Consider the following 22,676-nt stretch of genomic DNA (forward strand, 5'->3'; position numbering starts at 1 on the left):
TACTTCCTCTTATTGGGTCTGTCACAGTTATTCTATTGTAAATATTTGGGATTGATTCTTTTAAAATATTTATCTTAAAAATAAAAAAAGGTCCAGGAAAATTTCCCGGACCTTTTGTTCACTAAACTAACTGATACTTGAATTTATTTTGTTTTCAGAATTTTCACAATTTCTCTGCTGCCGTCTGTATAAATGACAGAGAGGTTGTAAATGCCAAATTCGAAATCTTTACCAAATTCGAGATCGGTACCTTGAGCTATCTCGGCATTTGTATAAATCTGCTTTCCCTGGCCATCTGTAACATAGATCATTTCTATAGCTTTTTCTGCTCTTAGAGTAAATGTTTCGATAGCGGGGTTAGGCATTACAATAAGCGAGTTTTCATTGGTTTCAGCTATTCTTAAACCTGAAGCATTGCAGACATTGATATTTTTGATAAAATCTGCCACCTGCGAACTTGGCTGTCCGTTCCATCTTAACCTAAATACCAGATTGACATTTGAAGCTGTAACAGATGAAGTGATATTCACGGATTTGGTTGTAAAGGCAGATGAAGAATAACCTGCAGGAGCAGCTACCATTGACTGAGGAAGCTGCGGGCCGTTATTGGATGAATTCAGTCCCTGTGCAAAACCCACATCTACTCCTGTTACAGGTGCATTAGCATAATCTTTGAAATCAAAGCTGATCGTATAAACCTGTCCACTTGTTAAGCTGATAGTTTTACCGGTTTCAATCACATACAGTTCATTTTGCCCATAAGCTCTGTGAGTAACCTTCATAGATCCTGTAGCAGCATCTGCAGTTACCGAAGATCCATTGTTGTTATCGCCCCAAAGGTTCCTCACCACATAAAGTGACGGAGCAGGCGTAGGTTCAGTGATAAGGCATGTTGAAGTTGTACCGTTTACCGTAATTGATACAGGAGCAGAAGTTGTAAACTGACCAAGATTGTTGTAGGCCCTTGCTGTTATTGAATAAGTATTCGCACTTACTCCTGACCATGAATATGTGTAAGGATAAGTCGGATCTTCACCCAGCTTTACAGTGCCACTGTAAAACTCCACCTTTGAAATTGCAGCACCTGTCGCCGTCGCATTGGCTGAAAGCTGCACAGTTACAGGTGCTGTATATGTCTGTCCGTTTGCAGGAGAAGTAAGGCTGACTACAGGCAAGGTATTCACTTGTGTCTCTATAAACAAACGACTGGCCGGTAAGGGTTGCATTGGAGTATTAGGTCCGTAGTAACCTAAGTTCATATATTGTTCTCCTCCACCTTCAAAATATGCAGCGGAAATTTTGTGCTTTCCTGCTCTCAGTGCAATCGGGAATTCCTTGTCCTCCGACTGTCCTGAAAAGCCATCATTGTTGATTAGAATAGTGTCACCTATAGAAAGGACAAAACCATCATCAGATCTGATCAGGTTGAAAAAATAAATACCAGGATCAGTAATTTCAAGGAAACCATTGTACTTAAATCCAAAGTCGTCGTCCCTATCTCTGTCATCTATGCTGATCTCAGTTCCTGTTGTTTTCCTCACAAGTGTTGAGCTGTTCATATCGTATACAGAACCAAAAGAGCCCTGGTGATATTCAGTTGTGATCCCAGGAGCTGTACCTGCCGGGTTGTCAGGATTTCTCCATCTCAGGAAGGTCAGATCTTTAACAGTACTGGTTGATGAAAAACCAGACGCGTCAGTTACTTTTGCATAAATCCGGTAATTTCCTGCTGCAATATTGGTCCAGATATGACTAAAATCAGGTCCTGTTTCTACTCCAAGGTTTACACCGTTTACAAAATATTCTACTTTTGAGATAGCACCAGTAGCCTGAGTCAGTTCAACCTGTAAAGGAAGAGATGAACCAGCTGTATAATATAACTTGTCTAAGGGTAAAATCAGCTTTATTCCCGGAGTATTGGCCACTCCCTGATAAGGGGAAAGTCTGTGACCTGCAATTGGTCTTTCCATTTCACCGCTTGGTAACTGCCAGCCTACAGCCAGGTTATCGTTGCCACTGTTCTCTTTGTGCAATACTTCAATATAATAATTCTGTCCGGCTACCAGGCTGATGGATGCAGATTGCTGTGATGTATAAGCATACCAGTCTCTTGCACCGGTGCTGTTTGTCAGCTCAGCAATTTTTTGCTTCAGGCCTGGAGTCTGATCTGTACTCAGCCACAGTTGCGCCGCTTCATCACTGGATAACCAGAATTTGTAGGCGCCGGTATATGGAGCACAGATGTATCCTCTTAGCCTTACCCCATACTCATCTCCCATGTCTGCCCTTTGTTCAAGCAGGTTGCCCAGCTGATCCTGAATGTGAGGAATAGTTGTAACAGGAATATCAGCTACACTGGAGCCCGGTGCTTGTTTCCATATTTCACGGCTTATTGCACCGCCACCTGCGCAAACCATCTCGGCAGGTAGTTTGAACAGCCTTGAGGCAGGTAATACCTGTTTTGCAAGTGTTGGTGATGAAAATGAAATGGTCATAGAAGGTACACCGGTATTGTTGAAATATTCAACACGGATTGCGTGCCTGCCAGTCTTCAGTCCGATTGTCCCGCTCTTTTCCGTAGTTGAGTTAAGCACGTCGTTGTGAACTACCAGCTGGTCACCTATGTACAATTTGCTTCCATCCTGAGAGCTCAGGAAAAATGTATATACAGCATCTGCAGGAACGCTTACGTATCCTGTGTACACGACACCGAAATATTCCTCTCTTTGTCTGACAGCAAGATTAAAATCTGTTGTAGTGCCAATCTGTGCAGGAACAAGTGAATTAAAGTTTGGCAGATGGTTCCAAGTACCTTCGTAGTATTTATAGTTTAATCCGGCGCCAAAATTCGAAGGATTTTCAGGATCTCTGAGAATTGCAGGTTTCCCGCTCAGGCTTCTTCTGAATACACCTCTTCCTGATGCAACGATCCTTAATTCAGAATTACTGGTTCCGTCATTGTATATAAGGAAATTGGTGTATTTGGCAAAAGCAGGAAGACCTTTCGAATAATTTGTCCAGGTGTTGACTGTGCTGTTGTTTTTATACCATACTCCTAATCCGGAAGCCGCATAAATCGACTCATCTGTACTGTAATCATCATGTATAAGTTTTATAATATTTACGTTGGATGGTAATACTGTTCCATTTATCGGACTTCCCCAGCTTGCACCTTTATTACCGGACCTGTAAACACTACCACCGCAGCTGATATAAACAACATTCTGATTTCCTTTTACCGGAGCAATGCTGGCAGCATTCCATGCAGCAGCAGGGGCGGGATACGTATTAAATGTCGGTACCGGATCCAGGGCATTTTCAGATACATAAAAGTTGTTGTTCGCATCTACAGCATATAGCAGATTGGGATTGGCAGGATGAGATGCCAAAGCCATGATTCTTGTACCGATACTTTTTATCTTTGTCCATGATGGAGAACCCGTAATATTGGTGGATCTGTAAATATCAGTTCTGGAAAGAAATGCAACATTCAGATTGGAAGGGTTAAATACCAGCTTTTCTTCCTCTCCATTATTGGATGCTCCAAAAGTATAATTAAGACTTTCAGTGTGGCCGTTAGGCAGATACCTTCTTTCTCCTGTTAATCTGTATACATAATCTGCGCTGTTGTAGTCAAACTCCATTCTTGTATGGAAGTCACCTCCGCCATTTGTAAACCAGACATTGTCAGTATAAACAAGTTCACCATTGTCCTGTGTACCGATGCACAATCTGTCTTTTCTGACCGGGCTCTGGGCGGCAACTGAAGCCTCCGCACCTGCAATACCATCGTTAAGATGTGTCCATGTAAATCCTCCGTCTTCACTCGACCAGATTCCACCGTCATTGGTATTGTATAGCCTTCGGTCGTTATGAGGTGAGTAGATCAGGTTGTGCATATCTGTATGTACACTTGTGTGCCATGGATTAGTTCTGATCCAGTTTACACCGCCATCTGTTGATTTGTATACTACATGTCCGCCTGCATACAAAGTGTTTGCATTCAGAGGATCAACAGTGAAACAGAAATTATAGTCGCCTTGTCCGCCTTCAAATTCGGTATAACCGTTGAGATTGATTCCTCCGGCTGGTTTTACAATTTCAAATGACAGACCTGAATTATAAGACCTGAGTACAGGAGTACATGTTCTTGGTTTCGAATTGTTGTCACCGACAAAAGTTAAATAAACAACATCAAGAGAAGCTTTGGTAACACCAATTCGTCCACCGCCGCTGAGCCCTGTTCCAGGTAATGCAATTGGGTCCCATGAGTCACCAAGGTTTACACTTCTAAAGAAACCGCTGTTTGATGCCGCATACATGATAGTCGGGTTGTCATTCATTCTGAAAACCATAGAAGAAAATTTTCCTTCAACCTTTTTTGTCCAGCTGTTTCCACCGTCAAGTGATTTCCAGATACCGTCATCAGTAGAGGCAATCAATACATTGTGATCTGCGGGAGACATCAGTATTTCTGAAGCAGATCTGTCGCCGATGGTTGATTCACCTATTCTGAACCATGTTTTGCCACCGTTTACAGTCTTCCAGACACCGTTGGTTCTCCCCCATGATTCGAAAAAGTGTTCATCCCCGGTTCCGAAGTACAAGATCCGGTCGTCTGTATAGTCTATACAGACAGTAGTACCATGTGCCTGCGGAATGGTGTCTGTCCCCCCGGAGGTCCAGTTTTTACCTTCATCGTTGCTGATAAACAGACCTCCCACAACACTTACTGCATACATTTTTTTAGGATCTGTAGGGTGAAATTTAAGATCACCTGTCCTTGATATTCCGTTGATCTGTCCTATTTTATTCAGGGGAAATTTTACAGGTCCGAGTGGTTGCCAGTCGGTAGCCTGCTGCCCCATAAGGCTGCCGATACTATTAAGTATCAGCAATATTGCCAATGTTAAAATTGAGTATTTCTTTTTCATAAATTCTTTTCTGAAAAAATTATTCCTGTATCTGACTGTTAATTATCTGCAGCTGCTGTTCCCTGGTTAATATTTTACCGTCAGGTTGTATAAATGGCTGTACGTCTTTCATCCAGTGTTGATAAGCTTTCCATTCAACAACCAGGCGATCACTTTCCCGTTTTAGCTTTTTATCAGATTTAAAGAGTCTTTTAAGAAGAGATCTCTTCTTTTCCTTTTTTCCCTTTTTCTCTTTTTCAAGTTCTTTTTCTTTAGGTTCAGGACGCTCTTCCCAGAAAGTTTCAAATGCAGTTACCGTTTCATAATAATTGAGTTGAGACTGGTCCTTTAACATATCCACCCAGACAGGATGCTTTTTGTATTCTTTCAGCTTCTTTTTCTGATCTCTGGTCAGACTCTTTTTATCTCTGCCATGGTATGGCCCTGCCGCAACTGATTCTTTCTGCTGGGCAAAAGCGTTTACAGAAAAGAAAAGGCAGATCAGTATCTGAGCCAGAATCATTAATGGCCTGAAAACAGGTCTTTTCATAATATTTAATTTAATTGTAAGATTTGATGTACTTTTTAGCGGTATAAAGCTTTACCCAGGAGTAAAAATGGGATTTTTAAAAGCTGAAGTTTGTAACCTAAGTTGCATTAACCTTTTTTTTTTGAAAGTTGTGAAACGATTGTTATTACTTCTGTCATCTCTGGCTGAACCAAATAAACAACTGAGTATTGACTTGCCTTAAGGAATGTATTTGCTATAAGTAATGAATGGTACAGGTATCAGAGTGCAGTTGATCTGGAGAAAGTAGTTTGCCAGCTCTGACTGGTTGAAAAATTTTGATAAATCCATAGATCATCAATGGATTGCAATTACTCCCGGACGGAATCTTTCCATAACTTCATAATCATGAAGTTCTCTGCAACCTTTTCTTTCTTTTTACAGAAGAATGGTTAAAACAAATTTCGATTTTCATTTTCCAATCCTGAAGGGATTGAATATTTATAGGAAAATGGAATAGCACTGGTGTGCCTCCGAAGGGGTCGGATAATATTTGCAGATTACTATAAACATCTGACCTCTTTGAGGTCTTAACTCCTACTTCCAGGTCTGTAACTGCATAGGACGAAATCTACTCCTCGGTTGGCGTCTGCCACATAGCCGTTAACTTAACATTTTTTTGTAAACAACAATTGGCAGTTTGGTCATCCTTAGCCTTGCAAAGGACCTGATAGTCACAAAAAATTTCTTATTTAAACTACCATTCTGCCAGATAGCTTAATTTTATTCATTTTGAAAGCTCAGAATGACAAAGGAAAGATTCTGTTAAGTTGACAGCTATGGTTCTGAGACAGGTCTTAGTGGAAGAAAGAAAACCTTATGGAATGGATTTAGTAATAACCATATTACCTTTCTCCACTATATTTTGGTGTAATGTAATTGTATAATATCTCCAACATTCTTTTGATTCCCTGGCTTCAATCCGATTAGCAGATCTTCATTTAAACCTATAACTCCTCCACTTCCGGATATAATTGGGATTAAATTTAAATATAGCTCAGATACAAAGTCTCCTTTAAGAAAAGCATTATAAACCTGTGTCCCTCCTCCAATAACTATTTCAGAGCATCCTTTCTGCTTAAAATACTCAATTGCCTTTTCAGGTGAACTGGCCACTTTATAGTTTTCACCATCTGTTTTATGTTCGGAAAGAATCACCATATCAACACCGGAAAGGGCCTGAATAGCAGCAGGGTATTTTGCCATAATGTCAAATGTTTTACGTCCAAGGATGAGATTCCCGGCTTTATTAACCATTTGCATAAATTCACCTAGAATCTCCTGAGGAACCTGATGATTAGGGTTTTCTGCCAGCAAGACTTTCCCGTTAACAGAAACTGATGCGAATAATTTTACATTCATTTTATTTCAAGATTTAGAATGTAAAGTTCCGTTTAATTTATTTTAAATTTACTATCACTTACCTCAAGGATAGTTACAATATGGCTTTAGTAGAATCAAACAAAGACAGCTGCAAGGAAAAGTATTTGGCATTAAGAGATGCGATTGAGCTTTTAGGTGGCAAATGGAAAATCTGCATATTACAGAACCTTTCATTCGGAACAATGAGATTTAAAGATCTCCAGGAAGGTGTATATGGAATTACCCCAAAAGTATTATCAAAAGAGCTACGGGAACTGGAAGAGAATTTACTTATCACAAGAACTGTTAATGACACCAAACCAATAACAGTATCTTATACACTGACCACACATGCAATGGAAACAAAGCATGTGATTGCAGCCTTGATGGATTTTGGCTTAAATCATAGAAAAAAGATCAAAGAAAAATAAGTATCCCTTGCATTGGGCATACTCATATTCCAGATTCATCATGTCCGTTTACATTATACTTGCTATAAACAGAATGGCCTGTCGGAAGACAGGCCACAGCGGAGACATTTAATTTAATATCCTATTTAGTCTAAGATTGCTGAGGAAATTTTGAGATGTCCATATAAAAAACTTCCCAGGTATGTCCGTCAAAATCCTCAATGGTTCTTTGTTGCATAAACCCATAATCTCTCATCTCATTTGGCTCGGTTCCACCAGCTTTTAGACCGTTTGTAACAATTCTGTTTACTTCATCAACACTATCAACAGATAATGAGAAAAGTCCTGCTAACTTCGATTTAGTGTCTGCAATAGGTTTGGTTGCAAAGGATGAAAACTTTTCGTGGGTCATTATCATTAAAAAAATGTTTTCACTCCAGACCATACATTTTCCCTGGTCATCTGAAAACTGAGGATTATTTGTAAATCCTAATGCAGTATAAAAGTCCATAGATTTTTGCACGTCTTTTACTGCCAAATTGATAAATACTTGTTTCATTATAATTGCTTATTTTATTTTTTAATTTAATTTTTCTTTTGAATATAATGTATTGCAGATTGGTTAATTGGATATTTTTCTATAGTCCCTTCAATATAATAAATTTATAGAGTGGACTGTCGAGAGACAGGCTATAATTTTCCTTCTTCTAAATCTTCGCCCGTGGCTTCTCCCACGTCGACCCACATTTTTAATTAATCAAACAAAAAGTAAATACCACGTAATTTTAAATTGGTAAGTAAACTCAGCTTAATCATAATAGTAAATGGAAGGTATTTCAGTGGCTTTGAAAGAGCATCAAAGATAATCCTTTCTATCTCCCCAATCCCATAATCCTTGCATGGAAGACCTGTCAGGGAACAGGCCTTGAAGGAGCAGAAGCACCAGCTCAGATTATTTTTTGGCATATATTGGAAATATGCTGGCCTCTCCATAATCTAAGATTTGCTCCACATTTTTTAAGAACTCCATATCTCCATCAGAGATCACAAAATCTACTTCTGCATTCGTTTTCATATGATCAGCATTAGCTGTTTTAGGTAACGGAAGCAGGCCAAGCTGGAGACAGTAACGGATACCTAATTGAGGCACTGATACATTGTATTTTTTTGCTATTGATTTTATTGACTCATTCTTCAGTAATTCTCCGTGTCCTATGGGTGAATAAGCCTCTACTAGCATTCCTTTATCCTGAGAATACTGAATCAGTTCTTTAGGTGTATTGCTTATATGCACCAATATCTGATTAACCATTGGTTTTATAGAACAGGAATAAAGAATGTTATCTATGTCTGCTTTTTCAAAGTTAGAAAGTCCGATGGCTCTGAGTTTTCCGGCTTTATAGGCTTCTTCAAGCGCTCTCCACGCTTCCCGGTTTCCTTCAAAGTAAGGCTCACTTTTTGTGAACTGGGCCCATGGCTTCGGACTATGTATGATCATCATGTCAATATAATCAAAACGTAATTTTTTCAGTGATGCATCAATAGATGCAGCAGCTTCTTTATATGACTTCATCTCAGCAGCAACCTTTGTAGTCACAAAAATATCCTCTCTGTGCACACCACAGGCCCTGATTCCCTCTCCAACTCCGCTTTCATTCTGGTATGCCTGAGCTGTATCAATATGCCGATAACCAATTTTTATAGCATCCTTCACTGCCTGAGCGACACTGTCATTGCTTATAAACCATGTTCCAAGACCTAGTTTCGGAATTTCAACGCCATTAGATAGCGTAAACTTTTCTTTTAAAATCATAATTCATTTTTTATATAAAATAAACAGAATACTTTGCGTATTGTCATCTCAACACCCTGGCCAAAGACAGGTCATTACTTTACTTCCCTTTGCTGCACCATGCCCTCCCTCTTTCAGACCATAAATTTCACCTCTGCTAAATCTTTCCATAGACTAACTTTTCCCTCTACCTATCCCAATTGTTACCTTCCTGCCTTTCACAATTTTATAATTTTTTCTGCTTAAGTAAACATTATATTCCAATGTGTGTTTTTTTCATCTTGATATTCTTTAAGTCCAATTTCATAGATAAGTTTAATCTTAAATTGTTTATATCCTATTATATATAGTAATAATTCTTAGACAGTATTAATAGATAAGTTATCTTTGTAGTTGTAACATTGATTTATACCGCTTTTTTACTTACGATATGAATAAAAGAATTACCGCCTTAGTATTCTTATTGGGCATTTATGTACAATTTCAGAGTTATGCTCAATGTGATAATTGTACTACTTCTTATGCTGCAAATGCGTCAATTGTCGCCACAGCAAATAATCAGACAATTTGCATTTCCGGGGGAAGTACATTTACTTTTAGTTCAACCTATAGGAATGTTACAGTAAAAATATGTGCTCCGAATGTTCAATTATCAAATGTTCAGATAAGCACAGGAGCATTGAATAATACTATTGAAAGTTTTGGGGATAATACCCGGATTGTCAATTTAGTAACCGAACCGGATACCTTTTCATTTATTGCCCACAATACGGGAGCTCTTTTATCTTCGGCTACGATTAACGGGATGTCATTTTTTAAAACGACAAAAGGTGCAACACTTACCATTGCTCAAAATTTAAATCCGGGAAATAAAATATTTATAACTGCAGAAGACGATTCAAAAATCAATACAGCTGACATTACTTCCAATAAAGGTGGAAGGATCATTGTTGGCAAAAAGTCAACCTTTACTTCTACAGGAAAAGTATTTCTGCAAAACGAAGGATTTATATTTAACACCGGTGATGTAACTGCTGCAGGTGATTTCACCGTACAGAATGCCGGTAATGCTATGACAAATTATTGCGGCGAATCTACAATCAAGATTGGCGGTAAACTTACTATTAACAGTGGTAAAATATATAGTGCAGGTATTATAATCGCTGGAACCATAGCCGTGAATTCTAATGCAGGTCCGATCTATCTGAATCAAGGGGCTGTGATGCAGGCCACCACGTTAGAAACTAACAATACAGCGAATTTATTCAGAGGAGATAGTATTAGTGCGGGTGAATGTGCTTTATTTAAAATCACTTCTTATGGTTCGTTTAATGCGCCCTTATCTAATACACCTAAAATTAAATACTGCGGTCCGGCGACTTCACAATTAGGACAGGCAACCCCTGACTGTAATTGTGCAACGGAAAGACAATTATGTGTACCTCTTTGTGAGGCACCAACAACAGTAACCATAACAGGCCCTCTGTCGAACATATGTGCAGGGGACTCTGCAGTATTGACAGCAAATCCAACCGGATTGAAAGCTGGCGATACTTATACATACAGCTGGTATAAAGATAGTGTGGCTCCTGCCAACCTGATTGTAACCAAAACAAACATTGCTACCTTAACTGTTAAAGAAAGTTCAACGTATTTTGTGGTTGTGGCGAACACCATTAATCCGATTAAGTGTTTTAATCAAAATACCACTGGTTTTAAATTCACTGTTCATCCGAATCCTCCAAAACCGGAGATAGTGGCCAGCGGTCCATTAACATTCTGTAACGGTGGTTCGGTAGATCTTACTGCCAGCAGCTTAAGCTTTACTGGCGGTACCTTTACCTGGTCCACAGGATCAACTGCCAATCCTTTGCATGTTACGACTTCAGGAAAATACACAGTCACTTATGTCTCTGACGATGTCTGCTCATCGCCTGTATCTTCAGAGGTAACTGTTGTAGTTCATCCTAATCCTCCAAAACCAACAATAGTAGCCAGCGGTCCTTTGATCTTTTGTGATGGAGGGTCAGTAGATCTTACCGCCAGTAGTTCAGGTTTTACCGGCGGTATCTTCACCTGGTCAACAGGCTCAACCGCTAACCCTCTTCACGTTACTTCCTCTGGAAAATATGCTGTCAGTTATGTATCTGGCAACGCATGTCCTTCTGTTGGATCAGACAGTATTACGGTTATCGTGCACCCTGTTCCTCCCAAACCTACAATAGTAGCCAACGGTCCACTGATTTTCTGTGATGGCGGGTCGGTAGATCTTACAGCAAGCAGTTTAGGTTTTACAGGCGGTACTTTCACTTGGTCTACAGGTTCAACAGCAAATCCTTTACATGTAACGACATCTGGTAAATATGTAGTTACGTATAAATCTTCCGAACTATGTTCATCTGCAGTATCAGACAGTGTTACAATTATCGTTCATCCAAACCCTCCCAAACCACAAATAGTAGCCAGCGGTCCATTGACCTTCTGTGACGGTGGGTCTGTAGATCTTACTGCAAGCAGTTCAGGTTTTACCGGTGGTACTTTTACCTGGTCGACAGGTTCAAATGCTAATCCTTTGCATGTAACTACTTCAGGGAAATATACAGTCACTTATGTTTCTGATAATGTCTGCTCATCACCTGTATCGGCAGAGTTAACTGTAGTAGTATATCCGAATCCTCCAAAACCAAAGATACTAGCAAGCGGTCCGTTGACATTCTGTAATGGTGGTTCGGTAGATCTTACTGCCAGCAGTTTAGGTTTTACCGGTGGTACCTTTACCTGGTCCACAGGATCAATTGCGAATCCGCTGCATGTAACGACATCAGGTAAATACACAGTTACCTATAAAAGCTCTAACCTTTGTCCTTCTGTAGTTTCAGACAGTGTTACAGTTATAGTTCATCCTAATCCTCCGAAACCAGAGATAAAGGCAAGTGGTCCATTGACCTTCTGTGACGGAGGTTCAGTAGATCTTACTGCCAGCAGTTTAGGTTTTACAGGCGGTACCTTTACCTGGTCCACTGGTTCAACTGCAAATCCTTTACATGTAACCACCTCAGGGAAATATACAGTCACTTATGTTTCCGACGATATATGTTCATCGCCTGTTTCAACTGAAGTAACAGTTGTAGTGCATCCGAATCCTCCTAAACCAAAGATAGTAGCAAGTGGTCCGTTGACATTCTGTGATGGTGGTTCAGTAGATCTTACTGCCAGCAGTTTAGGTTTTACTGGTGGTACCTTTACCTGGTCAACAGGTTCAACTGCGAATCCTTTGCATGTAACTACTTCAGGGAAATATGCAGTTACTTATAAATCTAACAATGCTTGTCCTTCTTTAGTCTCAGACAGTTTGACGGTTGTTGTTTATCCGAATCCTCCAAAACCAGAGATCCTTGCCAGTGGTCCATTGACCTTCTGTGATGGTGGTTCAGTGGATCTTACTGCCTCCAGTTTAGGTTTTACGGGAGGTACCTTTACATGGTCAACAGGTTCAACTTCCAACCCTTTGCATGTAACGACTTCAGGAAAGTATACCGTAAATTATAAATCTGACAATGCTTGTCCATCACCTGCATCTGCAGAGGTAATAGTTGTAGTTAATCCGAACCCTCCTAAGCCAAAGATAGTGGCAAGTGGCCCATTGACTTTCTGTGATGGTGGTTCTGTAAATCTTACTGCCAGCAGTTTAGGTTTTACAGGTGGTACATTTACCTGGTCCACAGGTTCAACTGCGAATCCTTTGCATGTAACTAAATCGGGTAAATATTCAGTTATATATAAAACATCCAACCTTTGTCCTTCTGTGGTGTCAGACAGTGTCACAGTTATAGTTAATCCGAATCCTAACAAACCAAAGATTGCAGCCAGCGGTCCGTTGACCTTCTGTGATGGCGGCTCGGTAGAGCTAACTGCCAGTAGTTTAGGGTTTACAGGTGGAACCTTTACCTGGTCAACAGGCTCAACTGATAATCCACTCAAGGTTACTACTTCTGGAAGATATTCGGTAAGTTATGTTTCGAACGATGTTTGTGGTTCTGTAACCTCAGACAGTATCACCGTTGTCGTTTATCCAATTCCTCCAAAACCAAAGATAGTAGCCAGTGGTCCATTGATATTCTGTGACGGTGGCTCAGTAGATCTTACTGCGAGTAGTTTAGGTTTTACCGGAGGTAAATTTACATGGTCAACAGGTTCAACAGACAATCCTTTGCATGTAACGACTTCGGGAAAATTTACCGTAATGTATGTTTCTGATAATGCTTGTCCTTCCGGAGTATCAGACAGTGTCACTGTTATTATTAATCCGAATCCTCCAAAACCAGAGATAGCAGCCAGCGGACCGTCGACCTTCTGTGATGGAGGTTCGGTAAATCTTACTGCCAGCAGTTTAGGTTTTACGGGTGGTACATTTACGTGGTCCACAGGTTCAACTGCGAACCCTTTGCATGTAACTAAATCGGGTAAATATTCAGTTACTTATAAAACATCCAACCTCTGTCCTTCTGTAGTTTCTGACAGTGTAACAGTTATAGTTAATCCGAATCCTAACAAACCAAAGATAACCGTCAGTGGTCCTCTGACATTCTGTGACGGCGGTTCGGTTGATCTTACAGCTAGTAGCTTAGGCTTTACAGGTGGTACCTTTACCTGGTCAACAGGTTCAACTGATAATCCACTCAAGGTTACAACTTCTGGAAGATATTCAGTAAGTTATGTTTCTGACGATGTTTGTGGTTCTGTAACTTCGGACAGTATCACCGTTGTCGTTAACCCGATTCCTCCAAAGCCAGAGATTGCAGCAAGCGGTCCATTGACATTCTGTGATGGTGGTTCGGTAGATCTTACAGCAAGCAGTTTAGGCTTTACTGGTGGTACATTTACCTGGTCAACAGGTTCAACTGATAATCCTCTGAAAGTAACAACTTCAGGAAAATATGTAGTCAGTTATGTTTCAGACAATGTTTGTCCTTCTGGAGCATCAGACAGCATTATAGTTATAGTTAATCCGATTCCTCCAAAACCAGAAATAGCAGCCAGCGGTCCGTTGACCTTCTGTGACGGTGGTTCGATAGATCTTACTGCCAGCAGTTTAGGCTTTACTGGTGGTACCTTTACATGGTCAACAGGTTCAACTGATAATCCTTTGCATGTAACTGTCTCAGGAAAATATTCAGTCAGTTATGTTTCTGACAATGTTTGTCCTTCAGGAGCATCAGACAGTATTACAGTTGTAGTTAATCCGATTCCTCCAAAACCAGAAATAGCGGCCAGCGGTCCGTTGACATTCTGTGACGGTGGTTCAGTAGATCTCACTGCCAGCAGTTTAGGGTTTACTGGCGGTACCTTTACGTGGTCAACAGGTTCAACTGATAATCCTTTGCATGTAACTATTTCTGGAAAGTATGTGGTTAGTTATGTTTCTGACAGTATTTGTCCATCTGGAGCATCAGACAGCATTATAGTTGTAGTTCACCCAAATCCTCCAAAACCAGAGATATCAGCCAGCGGTCCGTTAACTTTCTGTGATGGAGGTTCGGTAGATCTTACTGCCAGGAGTTCAGGTTTTACAGGTGGTACATTTACCTGGTCAACAGGTTCAACTGATAATCCTTTGCATGTAACAACTTCAGGGAAATATAAGGTAAGTTATGTTTCTGACGATGTTTGTCCTTCAGGAGCATCAGACAGTATTACAGTTATTGTTAACCCGGTTCCTCCAAAGCCAAAGATAGCAGCCAGCGGTCCGTTGATCTTCTGTGATGGAGGTTCGGTAGATCTCACTGCCAGCAGTTTAGGTTTTACTGGCGGCACCTTTACGTGGTCAACAGGTTCAACTGATAATCCTTTGCATGTAACTATTTCTGGAAAGTATGTGGTTAGTTATGTTTCTGACAGTATTTGTCCATCTGGAGCATCAGACAGCATTACAGTTGTAGTTCACCCTAATCCTCCTAAACCAGAGATATCAGCCAGCGGTCCGTTGACCTTCTGTGATGGAGGGTCAGTAGATCTTACTGCCAGTAGTTCAGGCTTTACAGGCGGTAAATTTACATGGTCCACGGGTTCAACTGATAATCCTCTGCATGTGACTACTTCAGGGAAGTATATAGTAAATTATGTTTCTGACGATGTTTGTCCTTCAGGTGCATCAGACAGTGTTACTGTTGTTGTTAACCCGAATCCTCCAAAACCAAAGATAGCAGCCAGCGGTCCATTAATCTTCTGTGACGGAGGTTCTGTAGATCTTACTGCCAGCAGCATAGGTTTTACAGGTGGTACCTTTACGTGGTCAACTGGTTCTACTGATAATCCTTTGCATGTAACGACTTCAGGGAAGTACACAGTAAGTTATGTATCTGACAGTGTGTGTCCTTCCGGAGCATCCGATAGCATTACAGTTGTAGTGCATCCGAACCCTCCAAAGCCAGAGATAGCAGCCAGCGGTCCGTTGACCTTCTGTGACGGAGGTTCGGTAGATCTCATTGCCAGCAGTTTAGGTTTTACTGGCGGTACCTTTACGTGGTCAACAGGCTCAACCGATAATCCTTTGAAGGTAACTACTTCAGGAAAGTATACAGTCAAATATGTTTCTGCGGATCTTTGTCCGTCAGATACATCTTTGTCCGTAACTGTGACGGTCAATCCGATACCACCCCAGCCAACCATAAAGGCAGATGGTCCTATGATTTTCTGTCCCGGTGGAACAGTTGGCATACATGCTGAATCAACAGGTTTTACTGGTACATTTGAATGGTTTAAGGGGAATGTAGCACTAGGTAGTGATGCTTCAATTACGTTAAGTGAAGCTGGTAATTACACCGTGTATTTTACTTCTGATTCAGGTTGTGTTGCAAACCTTTCCACTGATTTTGCAATCAGCCATGCACCAGATAATTCTCCAGTCGATTTAGGAAAGGATATTATAACCTGTAAGGCATACATTGATTTATATGCTTTAAGCCCTGCTGTAGGTAAAGGTGTTTGGTTAGCGTACGATGCTAATGATGCAATAATTACAAATCCCGATTCTGATAGTATTCGTGTATCAGGTTTAGAAGCTGGTTCAATCTATTCCTTTATATATACGATCTCCGGAGGATGTGGCCCTGATAAATCAGATACGATAACAATTACTGCCGGCCTTCCGGGATTTGATATAACATCATTGGAAACGCCGATGGATACCCAGTGTGTCGGTGTATCGAGAAGAGTAACGGTTTTTGCCAAGGGAGGCTCTGATCATTATAGCTATGAATGGATCAATGCTGCAAGCATGGATACATTAACTACAGCACAGAATTATTTAGATATTATACCAAACGGCCTTGATAATGTATACTATGTATATGTAAATGATTTAGATCAGCCGGGGTGCAAAACATTTCAGGATACTTTAACCATTCACGCCGTCCATAAACAAACGCTTTTTATTCCAAATTTAATTACACCTAACGGAGATGGGAAGAATGACGAATTGAGAATTGTAGAAGCAAATAATTACGATAATCTGATGTTTCCGGCAGGATCATTTATTGAGATATATAATCGTTGGGGAAATCGGGTTTATGAAGCTAAAAATTATGATGGAACCTGGAAAGGTAATGACACCGTTGATGGTATGTATTATTATTATTTAAAGACAGGCTGTGGGCATGACGAATACAAAGGGTGGCTTCAGATTTTATCTAATACCGAATCAGATTTGAGATAATTAGGTATTATACACTCTTTTGAAATTAGCTCACTTTTTTTGAATAATACACATGGCCTGTCGGACGACAGGCCATATTTTTTCTTGGTTATTATATATAACTATATATACTACAAATTCATCCTTCTCTTAGTCATAGCCAGATTATATAACTACTGCCTCTCTCAAAAAGACCCGATTAGCAAAAAGGATATTGGCTTTTATAAACTCATTCTTCTTCACATTATTAATATATTGCAATAAAACATTATCGATTATTATCTTTTACAATTTTGCTTACTCGATAAACTAACCAAATAGCTAATACAGTAAGGCCTACAACTACATATCCCAACAATTCAAAATTTTGAAGAGGGCTTGTTGGCGTTGGTTGAAATGCAATGTTGCTTGCGATAAGAATTCCCAGACCTCCTGCCATTTGTGATAATGATGCTGAAATACTCATGTATGCTCCTCTATTACCTGGGTTCGGAATAATAGAATTAAGAGCCTGAAATGGTCCCATTCTACTCATAATTACAGCAAACATGGTTACATTCAAAATCAGTACAACCCAAAGAGGAACAACTGGCAAATGCGTATAAACCGGGATAATGGCCATCGTTGCAAATGAACCGATTAGGAAAATTTTAAACTTGTCAAATTTATCTGATAACTTCCCTACTAATGGCATAATAAAAAAAGCTGCAGCACCGGTTACCATAAAAATAATGGGGACTTCGTCATTCGTTAGATGAATATTGTTTACTAAAAAAATACTCACAAAAGGTTGGAGCATCATGCCCATTCCTAAAATAATTGTTGCAGCAAATCCGATCTGGTGTGATTTATTTTTTAAATTGTGGAATAAGTGCGACACGATAGTTTTGTCTGATTTCGTTTTTAAATGTTCATTAATCGGTTTTAGTTTTAGAATAATGACAAGAAGAATAGGAATTGAAAGGAGAACGATCAGAAAAAATGTGTACTGCCATCCTAAATTATTAGCAATAAATAATCCTAATGGGATTCCTAATATCTGACTTGCAGCAAATGCCATTTGTACTGTGCTCATGGCTCTGCCTCGCTGGTTGGGTGGAAATATATCGGAAACAATAGTCATAGTTATTGAACCTATTACACCACCAAATATTCCTGTAAAGATTCTTGAAGCTAATAAGGTGTGGAATGAATTTGACAATGCACAAAATAAAGTTCCTGCGACAAATCCTATAGAGAAAAAGAGCAGCACTTTTTTTCGGTCATACTTGTCGATAAATCCTGCAGAAATTAATCCTGAAGTTGCTGCACTAAAGATGTAAGATGAGACAACTAATCCAAATTGATTTGTGGTGATATTTAAATCTTTAGAGAGAATATGTCCGATAGGTGCAATGATCATAAAATCTAAAAACACCATGAATTGCAAAAGCGCTAATATTGCCAATACAATTCTTTGATAGGAAATAAATTTTTCAGCTGTTGAAATTGTGTTCATTATTAATTAGTTTTTCTTGTGCGACTCTGTTGTTTCATTTGTTATTTCAAGCGCTTTTAAAAAGTAGGTTTCAATAGTTTTAAGTTCCTTGCTTGAAAATGATGCAATAAGTTCTTCAGACTTCCTTCCAAATTCTGCAAAAAGCGGTTCTAAGAGAGCCATAATATTTTTAATGTTTGGTTCAATTATAACCTTCCGTCTGTCTTCTTTTGAAAATTTTCTTTTCACTAATTTTTTCTTCTCAAATCTGTCTATCAAACCTGTGACTGCACCTGTCGTTAGCCCAGTCAATTTTGAAAGCTCACCTGCTGTCATTGACCCGTTAACAATTAAAAATCCTAAGTATTTATGGTCAGTTCCGGAAAGACCTGCCTTTGCAGCAATAGCCTCGTGCATCTTAATAGAGTCATAAGCATATTGTTGACTTAGTTTTCTTATTCGGGTTCTTAATTCGTCAGTCATTTATATCTTTGTTACTAATTATCTTAGTAACAAAGATAATATATTTTAGAAAGATTATAAAATTGCCATAGTAAAAAATGAGATCAATTTTTAAACTTCTCCAAAGATTATTTTAATAAATATTTTATCAATATCTGATTCAGATAGGAATATTCCGCCTATACTACAGGCACCTGGCGATACCTTTTAAATGATTTACACCTTTAATCTATCTGGCTTTATGAATAAAAATTAAAATCTTTTTCTTTGCTTGCCTCTTCGGTAAGACATTAGAAATAGAAAAAAATCTACCTCACTCCTTCTCTTTCACTCTATTCTTGAATTGATAGTATTACAAAAATTAACTTCCAATACCTTCTATTCACTTTAAAAAATATTTAGCTTCAATTAGTTATCACTCCTTGTAGATATCCAGTATTGCCAGTCGCTTTTAGAGCTATGGTCTGATTATCTACCCAAACTAATTCTTCAATTTCCCATTCTTTCGTATCAAAGGAATCATATTCAGCAAAGTTAAAAATGCCGGTTTTAGGGTCTTTTTTATATAAAATCATATATGTACCAAATTCAGTACTTGGTGTTCCTGGAGTGAATATTATAAATTGAGTTTCATCTTTAGATATATAAGGTAGGCTGGTACCTTGTATATAAGGTCCGCCATCAAGGTATAATAACTTCCCTGTAGATTTATCTATCAAATATGTAGAACAGGCATCCCGACTGCATCCTTCTATGCCATAAGCATTGAGAGGTATAATGTAACCCATATAATTATCATAATGCTCACATGCATTGTTGTAGTGAAACTTATAAAGCTGATTCCCTATAGGTAGAGTGAAAAATCTTTTACCAGCTGCACTTTTGCTAGTATCTTCGATAATTTGCCTGGCATATGCAGATTTATATATGTTGAATTCTGTCGAGCTGATTTTAGAAAACTTAAATTTTAACTTACCCACATTATTTTTCCCCAAAGGGTATCTATTCAGTTCTTTTGAATATTCTTTTGGGATTATGGAAAAATCTACTACTGATGAATCGACAACGTCAAACCTAGAAACATATCCGGATAAGTCTCCGCAGCTACCATTACGCATTTTTACCTTAATCCAAGAAGAATCAAGTTTCTGTTTATCATCATTAGAATATATCCGAAATAATTTTGTTCCAAATTCTATAGTAGAATTATTAGGATGTTCTATGTTTTCTGATTCTTTTAACTGGGTACCATCATTATTTTTCACATATACAATTCCTATTACAGAATCAGATTTCGAGATAACTTTATTACCTGAATCTGCTTTTGGTATTGAATCTAAGATTTGATTTTTTAATGTTATTGAGCTATCGCTGTTTACCTTAGATGAATCTGTCTCTTCAGGGTTAGTGTTGCAAGAAAAAGATATCACAACTATAAAAATTAAATATAAATATGTCTTCATCATTTTAATTTGTGGTTAATGGTTGTTCCACATTCGCTGCTTCAAAAAGTTTTAAAGTTTTTATATTGTTCTAGCGCTCCCGGCGGTACATCAAACTGAATCTTTTAATAAAAGATAAGCAAAAAAAATTCCCCAAGCTAACATTTTATCAGACCTCAATGAATACGTAACTTTAAAACGAAAAATCCCTTTCTTATAACTTAAACTTTTCTAAAGCCTTACTTTTTTATTTATCTTTAAAAGACAAGATTAAAACAACACTCGAACAAGAAATGATTAACAAAAGTTTTACACTTTTAGCAATACTGCTAATTATTACAACATGGACAAAAGGTCAACCGATCGAGTCACTGAGATCAGATATTGAGGCACTATTATCAACGAAAAAGGCAAAAGTTGGAGTCTCCATTATGGGAGACAACTTAAGAGATACTTTGTCCATAAACGGAGACCAACATTTTCCAATGCAAAGTGTCTTTAAGTTTCATATTGCATTGACAGTTTTATCACAAATTCAGCAAGGTAAATTCTCTTTAGATCAATTAATAAAAATTAATGAGGATCAAATGTTACCGGAACTGTATAGTCCTCTTCGTGAAAAGTATCCCAAAGGTGTATCCTTGAAAATCTCAGAAATATTGGAATATACTGTATCGCAAAGTGACAATGTCGGATGTGACGTTCTATTAAAACTTATCGGAGGACCTCAAGTAGTTGAGAATTTTATTCAGGAAAAAGGATTTAAAGACTTTTCAGTAAAAATCAATGAAGAAGTGATGCAGAGCAATTGGGACTTGCAATTTAAGAACTGGACTACACCAAAAACATCTAATCAAATACTTGTATTTTTTTACAACAATGACAAAAAAAATCTTTCTCCTGTACATCATGACTTCATTTGGACAATCATGAAACAAACAGAAACAGGAAAGAACAGATTAAAAGGAAAACTTCCTAAAGGGACAGTGGTTGCTCACAAAACAGGTTGGTCTGGTACAAACAAAGAAGGGATTACAGCGGCAGTTAACGACATTGGTATTATCTTTCTGCCTAACGGACGTCATTATTTTATAAGTGTTTTTGTAACAGATTCAAAAGAGGACACAGCAGCCAGTGAAAAAATTATTGCAGATATATCAAAAATGGCATGGGAATATTTTATTAAAAAGATGAAATAAGTAGAAGCTTGTGGGCTTCAAATCCAGGGACAACGCTACATAAGTATTTTCCTTAAACTATTTATAACATAAAACTTATTTCCACACCAGTGTAATGCTTCGGACGAAATTCATAAAAAATTAGCAAATAATGTCGAACAAATATTAAATAATCAACCAGCTCAAAAACCACCAGTCATTTTCTTAAAACTTAATACTTAGAACGTAGAACTTTATTGGGATCGCTACCAGACATGATAATGGCAAAAGTATATCCCAAAACTAAGACAAGCTATTTGCGTAAGAATTATTGAATTTAATAATTATTATTGGTAGAGGGAATAATGACATCTGTAAATCAATAGCTTGAGCGATTTCAATAACCTTTAATAACAATCTAACCAGATTGGCAAAATAATACTTCATTCCGATTAACCGCTTAATAATAAATACCTATTGATAATTAAGCATATTATGGACACCAATAATTGATATATATTTCCTTCTAAAGTTATATTAAGATAATATCTAATCAACGTGAAACCACAAACACTTGAAGAAAAGATCAGAAGCATTGATATAGTTGCCCAAGAGATACCAGCCGTCATCATTATTCATCAACTTGAAAATTTGGTTGTTAAATACATGTCTCCTTGGGGATTATCTATTTTAAGAACTACTAAAGAAGATTTATTTGACCTTCCAGGCAACGAATATTATGATCGTTACTTTGCAAAAGACTTTAATGATGATTATTCTTCAAAAATAGTTGCCATGATGGAAAAAGGAGATGAAAAAGAAGTAGTTACCTACTTCCAACAGGTTCGTTCTTCTCCTCAGGAAGATTATAAATTGTATTTAAGTACAACTAAAATTTTCATGAAGGATGCAAATGGAAGAACTAGTCATTTAATCACAACCTCTGTTCCTGTGGATCCGGAACATCATATTACGTCTAAAGTAAATCGATTATTAGAACAGAATATATTCCTTAAAAAGAATTCTAATGTTTTCTCCTCTCTTACAAAGAGAGAAAAAGAAATTCTAAAAGGCATGGCCCTAGGACAGAATTCAGATCAAATAGCGGATACCTTACATATATCAGAAACAACTGTAAATACACACAGAAGAAACATCCGAACAAAGTTAAATGTGACAAACAACTATGAACTGGTACAGTTTGCACAGGCTTATAATCTGATATAAAAAATGATACAGTTTAAAATACTTATTGCAGCTATTCACTCCTGCAAGCTGTTTATTAATAAGGCAACAAAATCAATCAATATAAAAAAAGAGGCTATCCCCCAATTGACGGACAGCCTCTTCTTTTTACGAATGAAAAAAAAAATTAATTAAATCAAATTAATACTATTGAA

At 38.2% G+C, this 22,676-nt stretch carries 12 protein-coding genes; 4 read left to right on the forward strand and 8 right to left on the reverse strand.

Annotation, left to right across the window (positions count from 1 at the left end; translation table 11 throughout):
* Nucleotides 1-143 precede the first annotated feature (143 nt).
* The 3 genes from K350_RS0116280 to K350_RS0116290 all read right to left on the reverse strand — a co-directional run bounded on the left by K350_RS0116280 (nucleotide 144) and on the right by K350_RS0116290 (nucleotide 6,843).
* Entirely contained in the window at nucleotides 144-4,934 is a 4,791-nt protein-coding gene (locus tag K350_RS0116280; RefSeq protein ID WP_028980818.1) for a PA14 domain-containing protein, read from the reverse strand.
* A gap of 19 nt (nucleotides 4,935-4,953) precedes the next feature.
* Nucleotides 4,954-5,463, reverse strand: a complete 510-nt coding sequence (locus tag K350_RS0116285; protein WP_028980819.1) for a hypothetical protein — start codon at nucleotides 5,461-5,463, stop codon at nucleotides 4,954-4,956.
* Between the two features lie 876 nt (nucleotides 5,464-6,339).
* Nucleotides 6,340-6,843 (reverse strand): dihydrofolate reductase family protein, encoded by a 504-nt coding sequence (locus tag K350_RS0116290; RefSeq protein ID WP_028980820.1) that lies wholly within the window; start codon nucleotides 6,841-6,843, stop codon nucleotides 6,340-6,342.
* Between the two features lie 80 nt (nucleotides 6,844-6,923).
* On the opposite strand from K350_RS0116290, the gene K350_RS0116295 reads away from it, so the two are divergent.
* A complete protein-coding gene (locus K350_RS0116295) occupies nucleotides 6,924-7,274 on the forward strand; it encodes a winged helix-turn-helix transcriptional regulator (protein WP_028980821.1) in 351 nt (116 codons plus the stop codon).
* Between the two features lie 130 nt (nucleotides 7,275-7,404).
* Here K350_RS0116295 and K350_RS0116300 read toward each other — a convergent pair whose 3' ends face one another.
* Both K350_RS0116300 and K350_RS0116310 read right to left on the reverse strand, forming a co-directional pair.
* The gene (locus tag K350_RS0116300; protein WP_028980822.1) at nucleotides 7,405-7,812 is read right to left on the reverse strand and encodes a VOC family protein; all 408 of its coding nucleotides are present in this window, start codon (nucleotides 7,810-7,812) and stop codon (nucleotides 7,405-7,407) included.
* Nucleotides 7,813-8,205: 393 nt separating this feature from the next.
* Nucleotides 8,206-9,066 (reverse strand): aldo/keto reductase, encoded by an 861-nt coding sequence (locus tag K350_RS0116310; RefSeq protein WP_028980824.1) that lies wholly within the window; start codon nucleotides 9,064-9,066, stop codon nucleotides 8,206-8,208.
* A 409-nt stretch (nucleotides 9,067-9,475) separates the two neighbouring features.
* Between K350_RS0116310 and K350_RS29165 the strand changes: the two genes are divergently transcribed.
* Nucleotides 9,476-16,759: a T9SS type B sorting domain-containing protein gene (locus tag K350_RS29165; RefSeq protein ID WP_051313211.1), complete on the forward strand. Its 7,284-nt coding sequence runs from the start codon at nucleotides 9,476-9,478 to the stop codon at nucleotides 16,757-16,759.
* A 247-nt stretch (nucleotides 16,760-17,006) separates the two neighbouring features.
* On the opposite strand, the gene K350_RS0116325 is transcribed toward K350_RS29165, so the two are convergent.
* From K350_RS0116325 to K350_RS0116335, 3 genes are all read right to left on the reverse strand, one after another.
* On the reverse strand, nucleotides 17,007-18,236 hold the full coding sequence (locus tag K350_RS0116325; RefSeq protein ID WP_028980825.1) for an MFS transporter: 1,230 nt from the start codon (nucleotides 18,234-18,236) through the stop codon (nucleotides 17,007-17,009).
* Between the two features lie 6 nt (nucleotides 18,237-18,242).
* A complete protein-coding gene (locus tag K350_RS0116330; protein WP_028980826.1) occupies nucleotides 18,243-18,698 on the reverse strand; it encodes a MarR family winged helix-turn-helix transcriptional regulator in 456 nt (151 codons plus the stop codon).
* Between the two features lie 383 nt (nucleotides 18,699-19,081).
* Nucleotides 19,082-20,143, reverse strand: coding sequence for a hypothetical protein (locus K350_RS0116335; protein WP_156027064.1), 1,062 nt, complete (start codon nucleotides 20,141-20,143; stop codon nucleotides 19,082-19,084).
* A gap of 269 nt (nucleotides 20,144-20,412) precedes the next feature.
* Here K350_RS0116335 and bla point away from each other — a divergent pair, with 269 nt between their 5' ends.
* Nucleotides 20,413-21,318 carry a class A beta-lactamase, subclass A2 gene (bla, locus tag K350_RS0116340; protein ID WP_028980828.1) on the forward strand — a complete coding sequence of 302 codons (906 nt, stop codon included), beginning with the start codon at nucleotides 20,413-20,415 and terminating at the stop codon, nucleotides 21,316-21,318.
* Between the two features lie 516 nt (nucleotides 21,319-21,834).
* On the forward strand, nucleotides 21,835-22,503 hold the full coding sequence (locus tag K350_RS0116345; protein ID WP_051313212.1) for a helix-turn-helix domain-containing protein: 669 nt from the start codon (nucleotides 21,835-21,837) through the stop codon (nucleotides 22,501-22,503).
* Nucleotides 22,504-22,676: the final 173 nt, after the last annotated feature.

The sequence above is a fragment of the Sporocytophaga myxococcoides DSM 11118 genome (assembly GCF_000426725.1).
GTDB classification, from domain to species: Bacteria; Bacteroidota; Bacteroidia; order Cytophagales; family Cytophagaceae; genus Sporocytophaga; species Sporocytophaga myxococcoides.

Excerpts from the sequence above, each read along its gene's own strand:
- K350_RS0116280 (WP_028980818.1), bottom strand. The coding sequence starts at position 4,934 with ATGAAAAAGAAATACTCAATTTTAACATTGGCAATATTGCTGATACTT.
- K350_RS0116285 (WP_028980819.1), bottom strand. The coding sequence starts at position 5,463 with ATGAAAAGACCTGTTTTCAGGCCATTAATGATTCTGGCTCAGATACTG.
- K350_RS0116290 (WP_028980820.1), bottom strand. The coding sequence starts at position 6,843 with ATGAATGTAAAATTATTCGCATCAGTTTCTGTTAACGGGAAAGTCTTG.
- K350_RS0116295 (WP_028980821.1), top strand. The coding sequence starts at position 6,924 with ATGGCTTTAGTAGAATCAAACAAAGACAGCTGCAAGGAAAAGTATTTG.
- K350_RS0116300 (WP_028980822.1), bottom strand. The coding sequence starts at position 7,812 with ATGAAACAAGTATTTATCAATTTGGCAGTAAAAGACGTGCAAAAATCT.
- K350_RS0116310 (WP_028980824.1), bottom strand. The coding sequence starts at position 9,066 with ATGATTTTAAAAGAAAAGTTTACGCTATCTAATGGCGTTGAAATTCCG.
- K350_RS29165 (WP_051313211.1), top strand. The coding sequence starts at position 9,476 with ATGAATAAAAGAATTACCGCCTTAGTATTCTTATTGGGCATTTATGTA.
- K350_RS0116325 (WP_028980825.1), bottom strand. The coding sequence starts at position 18,236 with ATGAACACAATTTCAACAGCTGAAAAATTTATTTCCTATCAAAGAATT.
- K350_RS0116330 (WP_028980826.1), bottom strand. The coding sequence starts at position 18,698 with ATGACTGACGAATTAAGAACCCGAATAAGAAAACTAAGTCAACAATAT.
- K350_RS0116335 (WP_156027064.1), bottom strand. The coding sequence starts at position 20,143 with ATGATGAAGACATATTTATATTTAATTTTTATAGTTGTGATATCTTTT.
- bla (WP_028980828.1), top strand. The coding sequence starts at position 20,413 with ATGATTAACAAAAGTTTTACACTTTTAGCAATACTGCTAATTATTACA.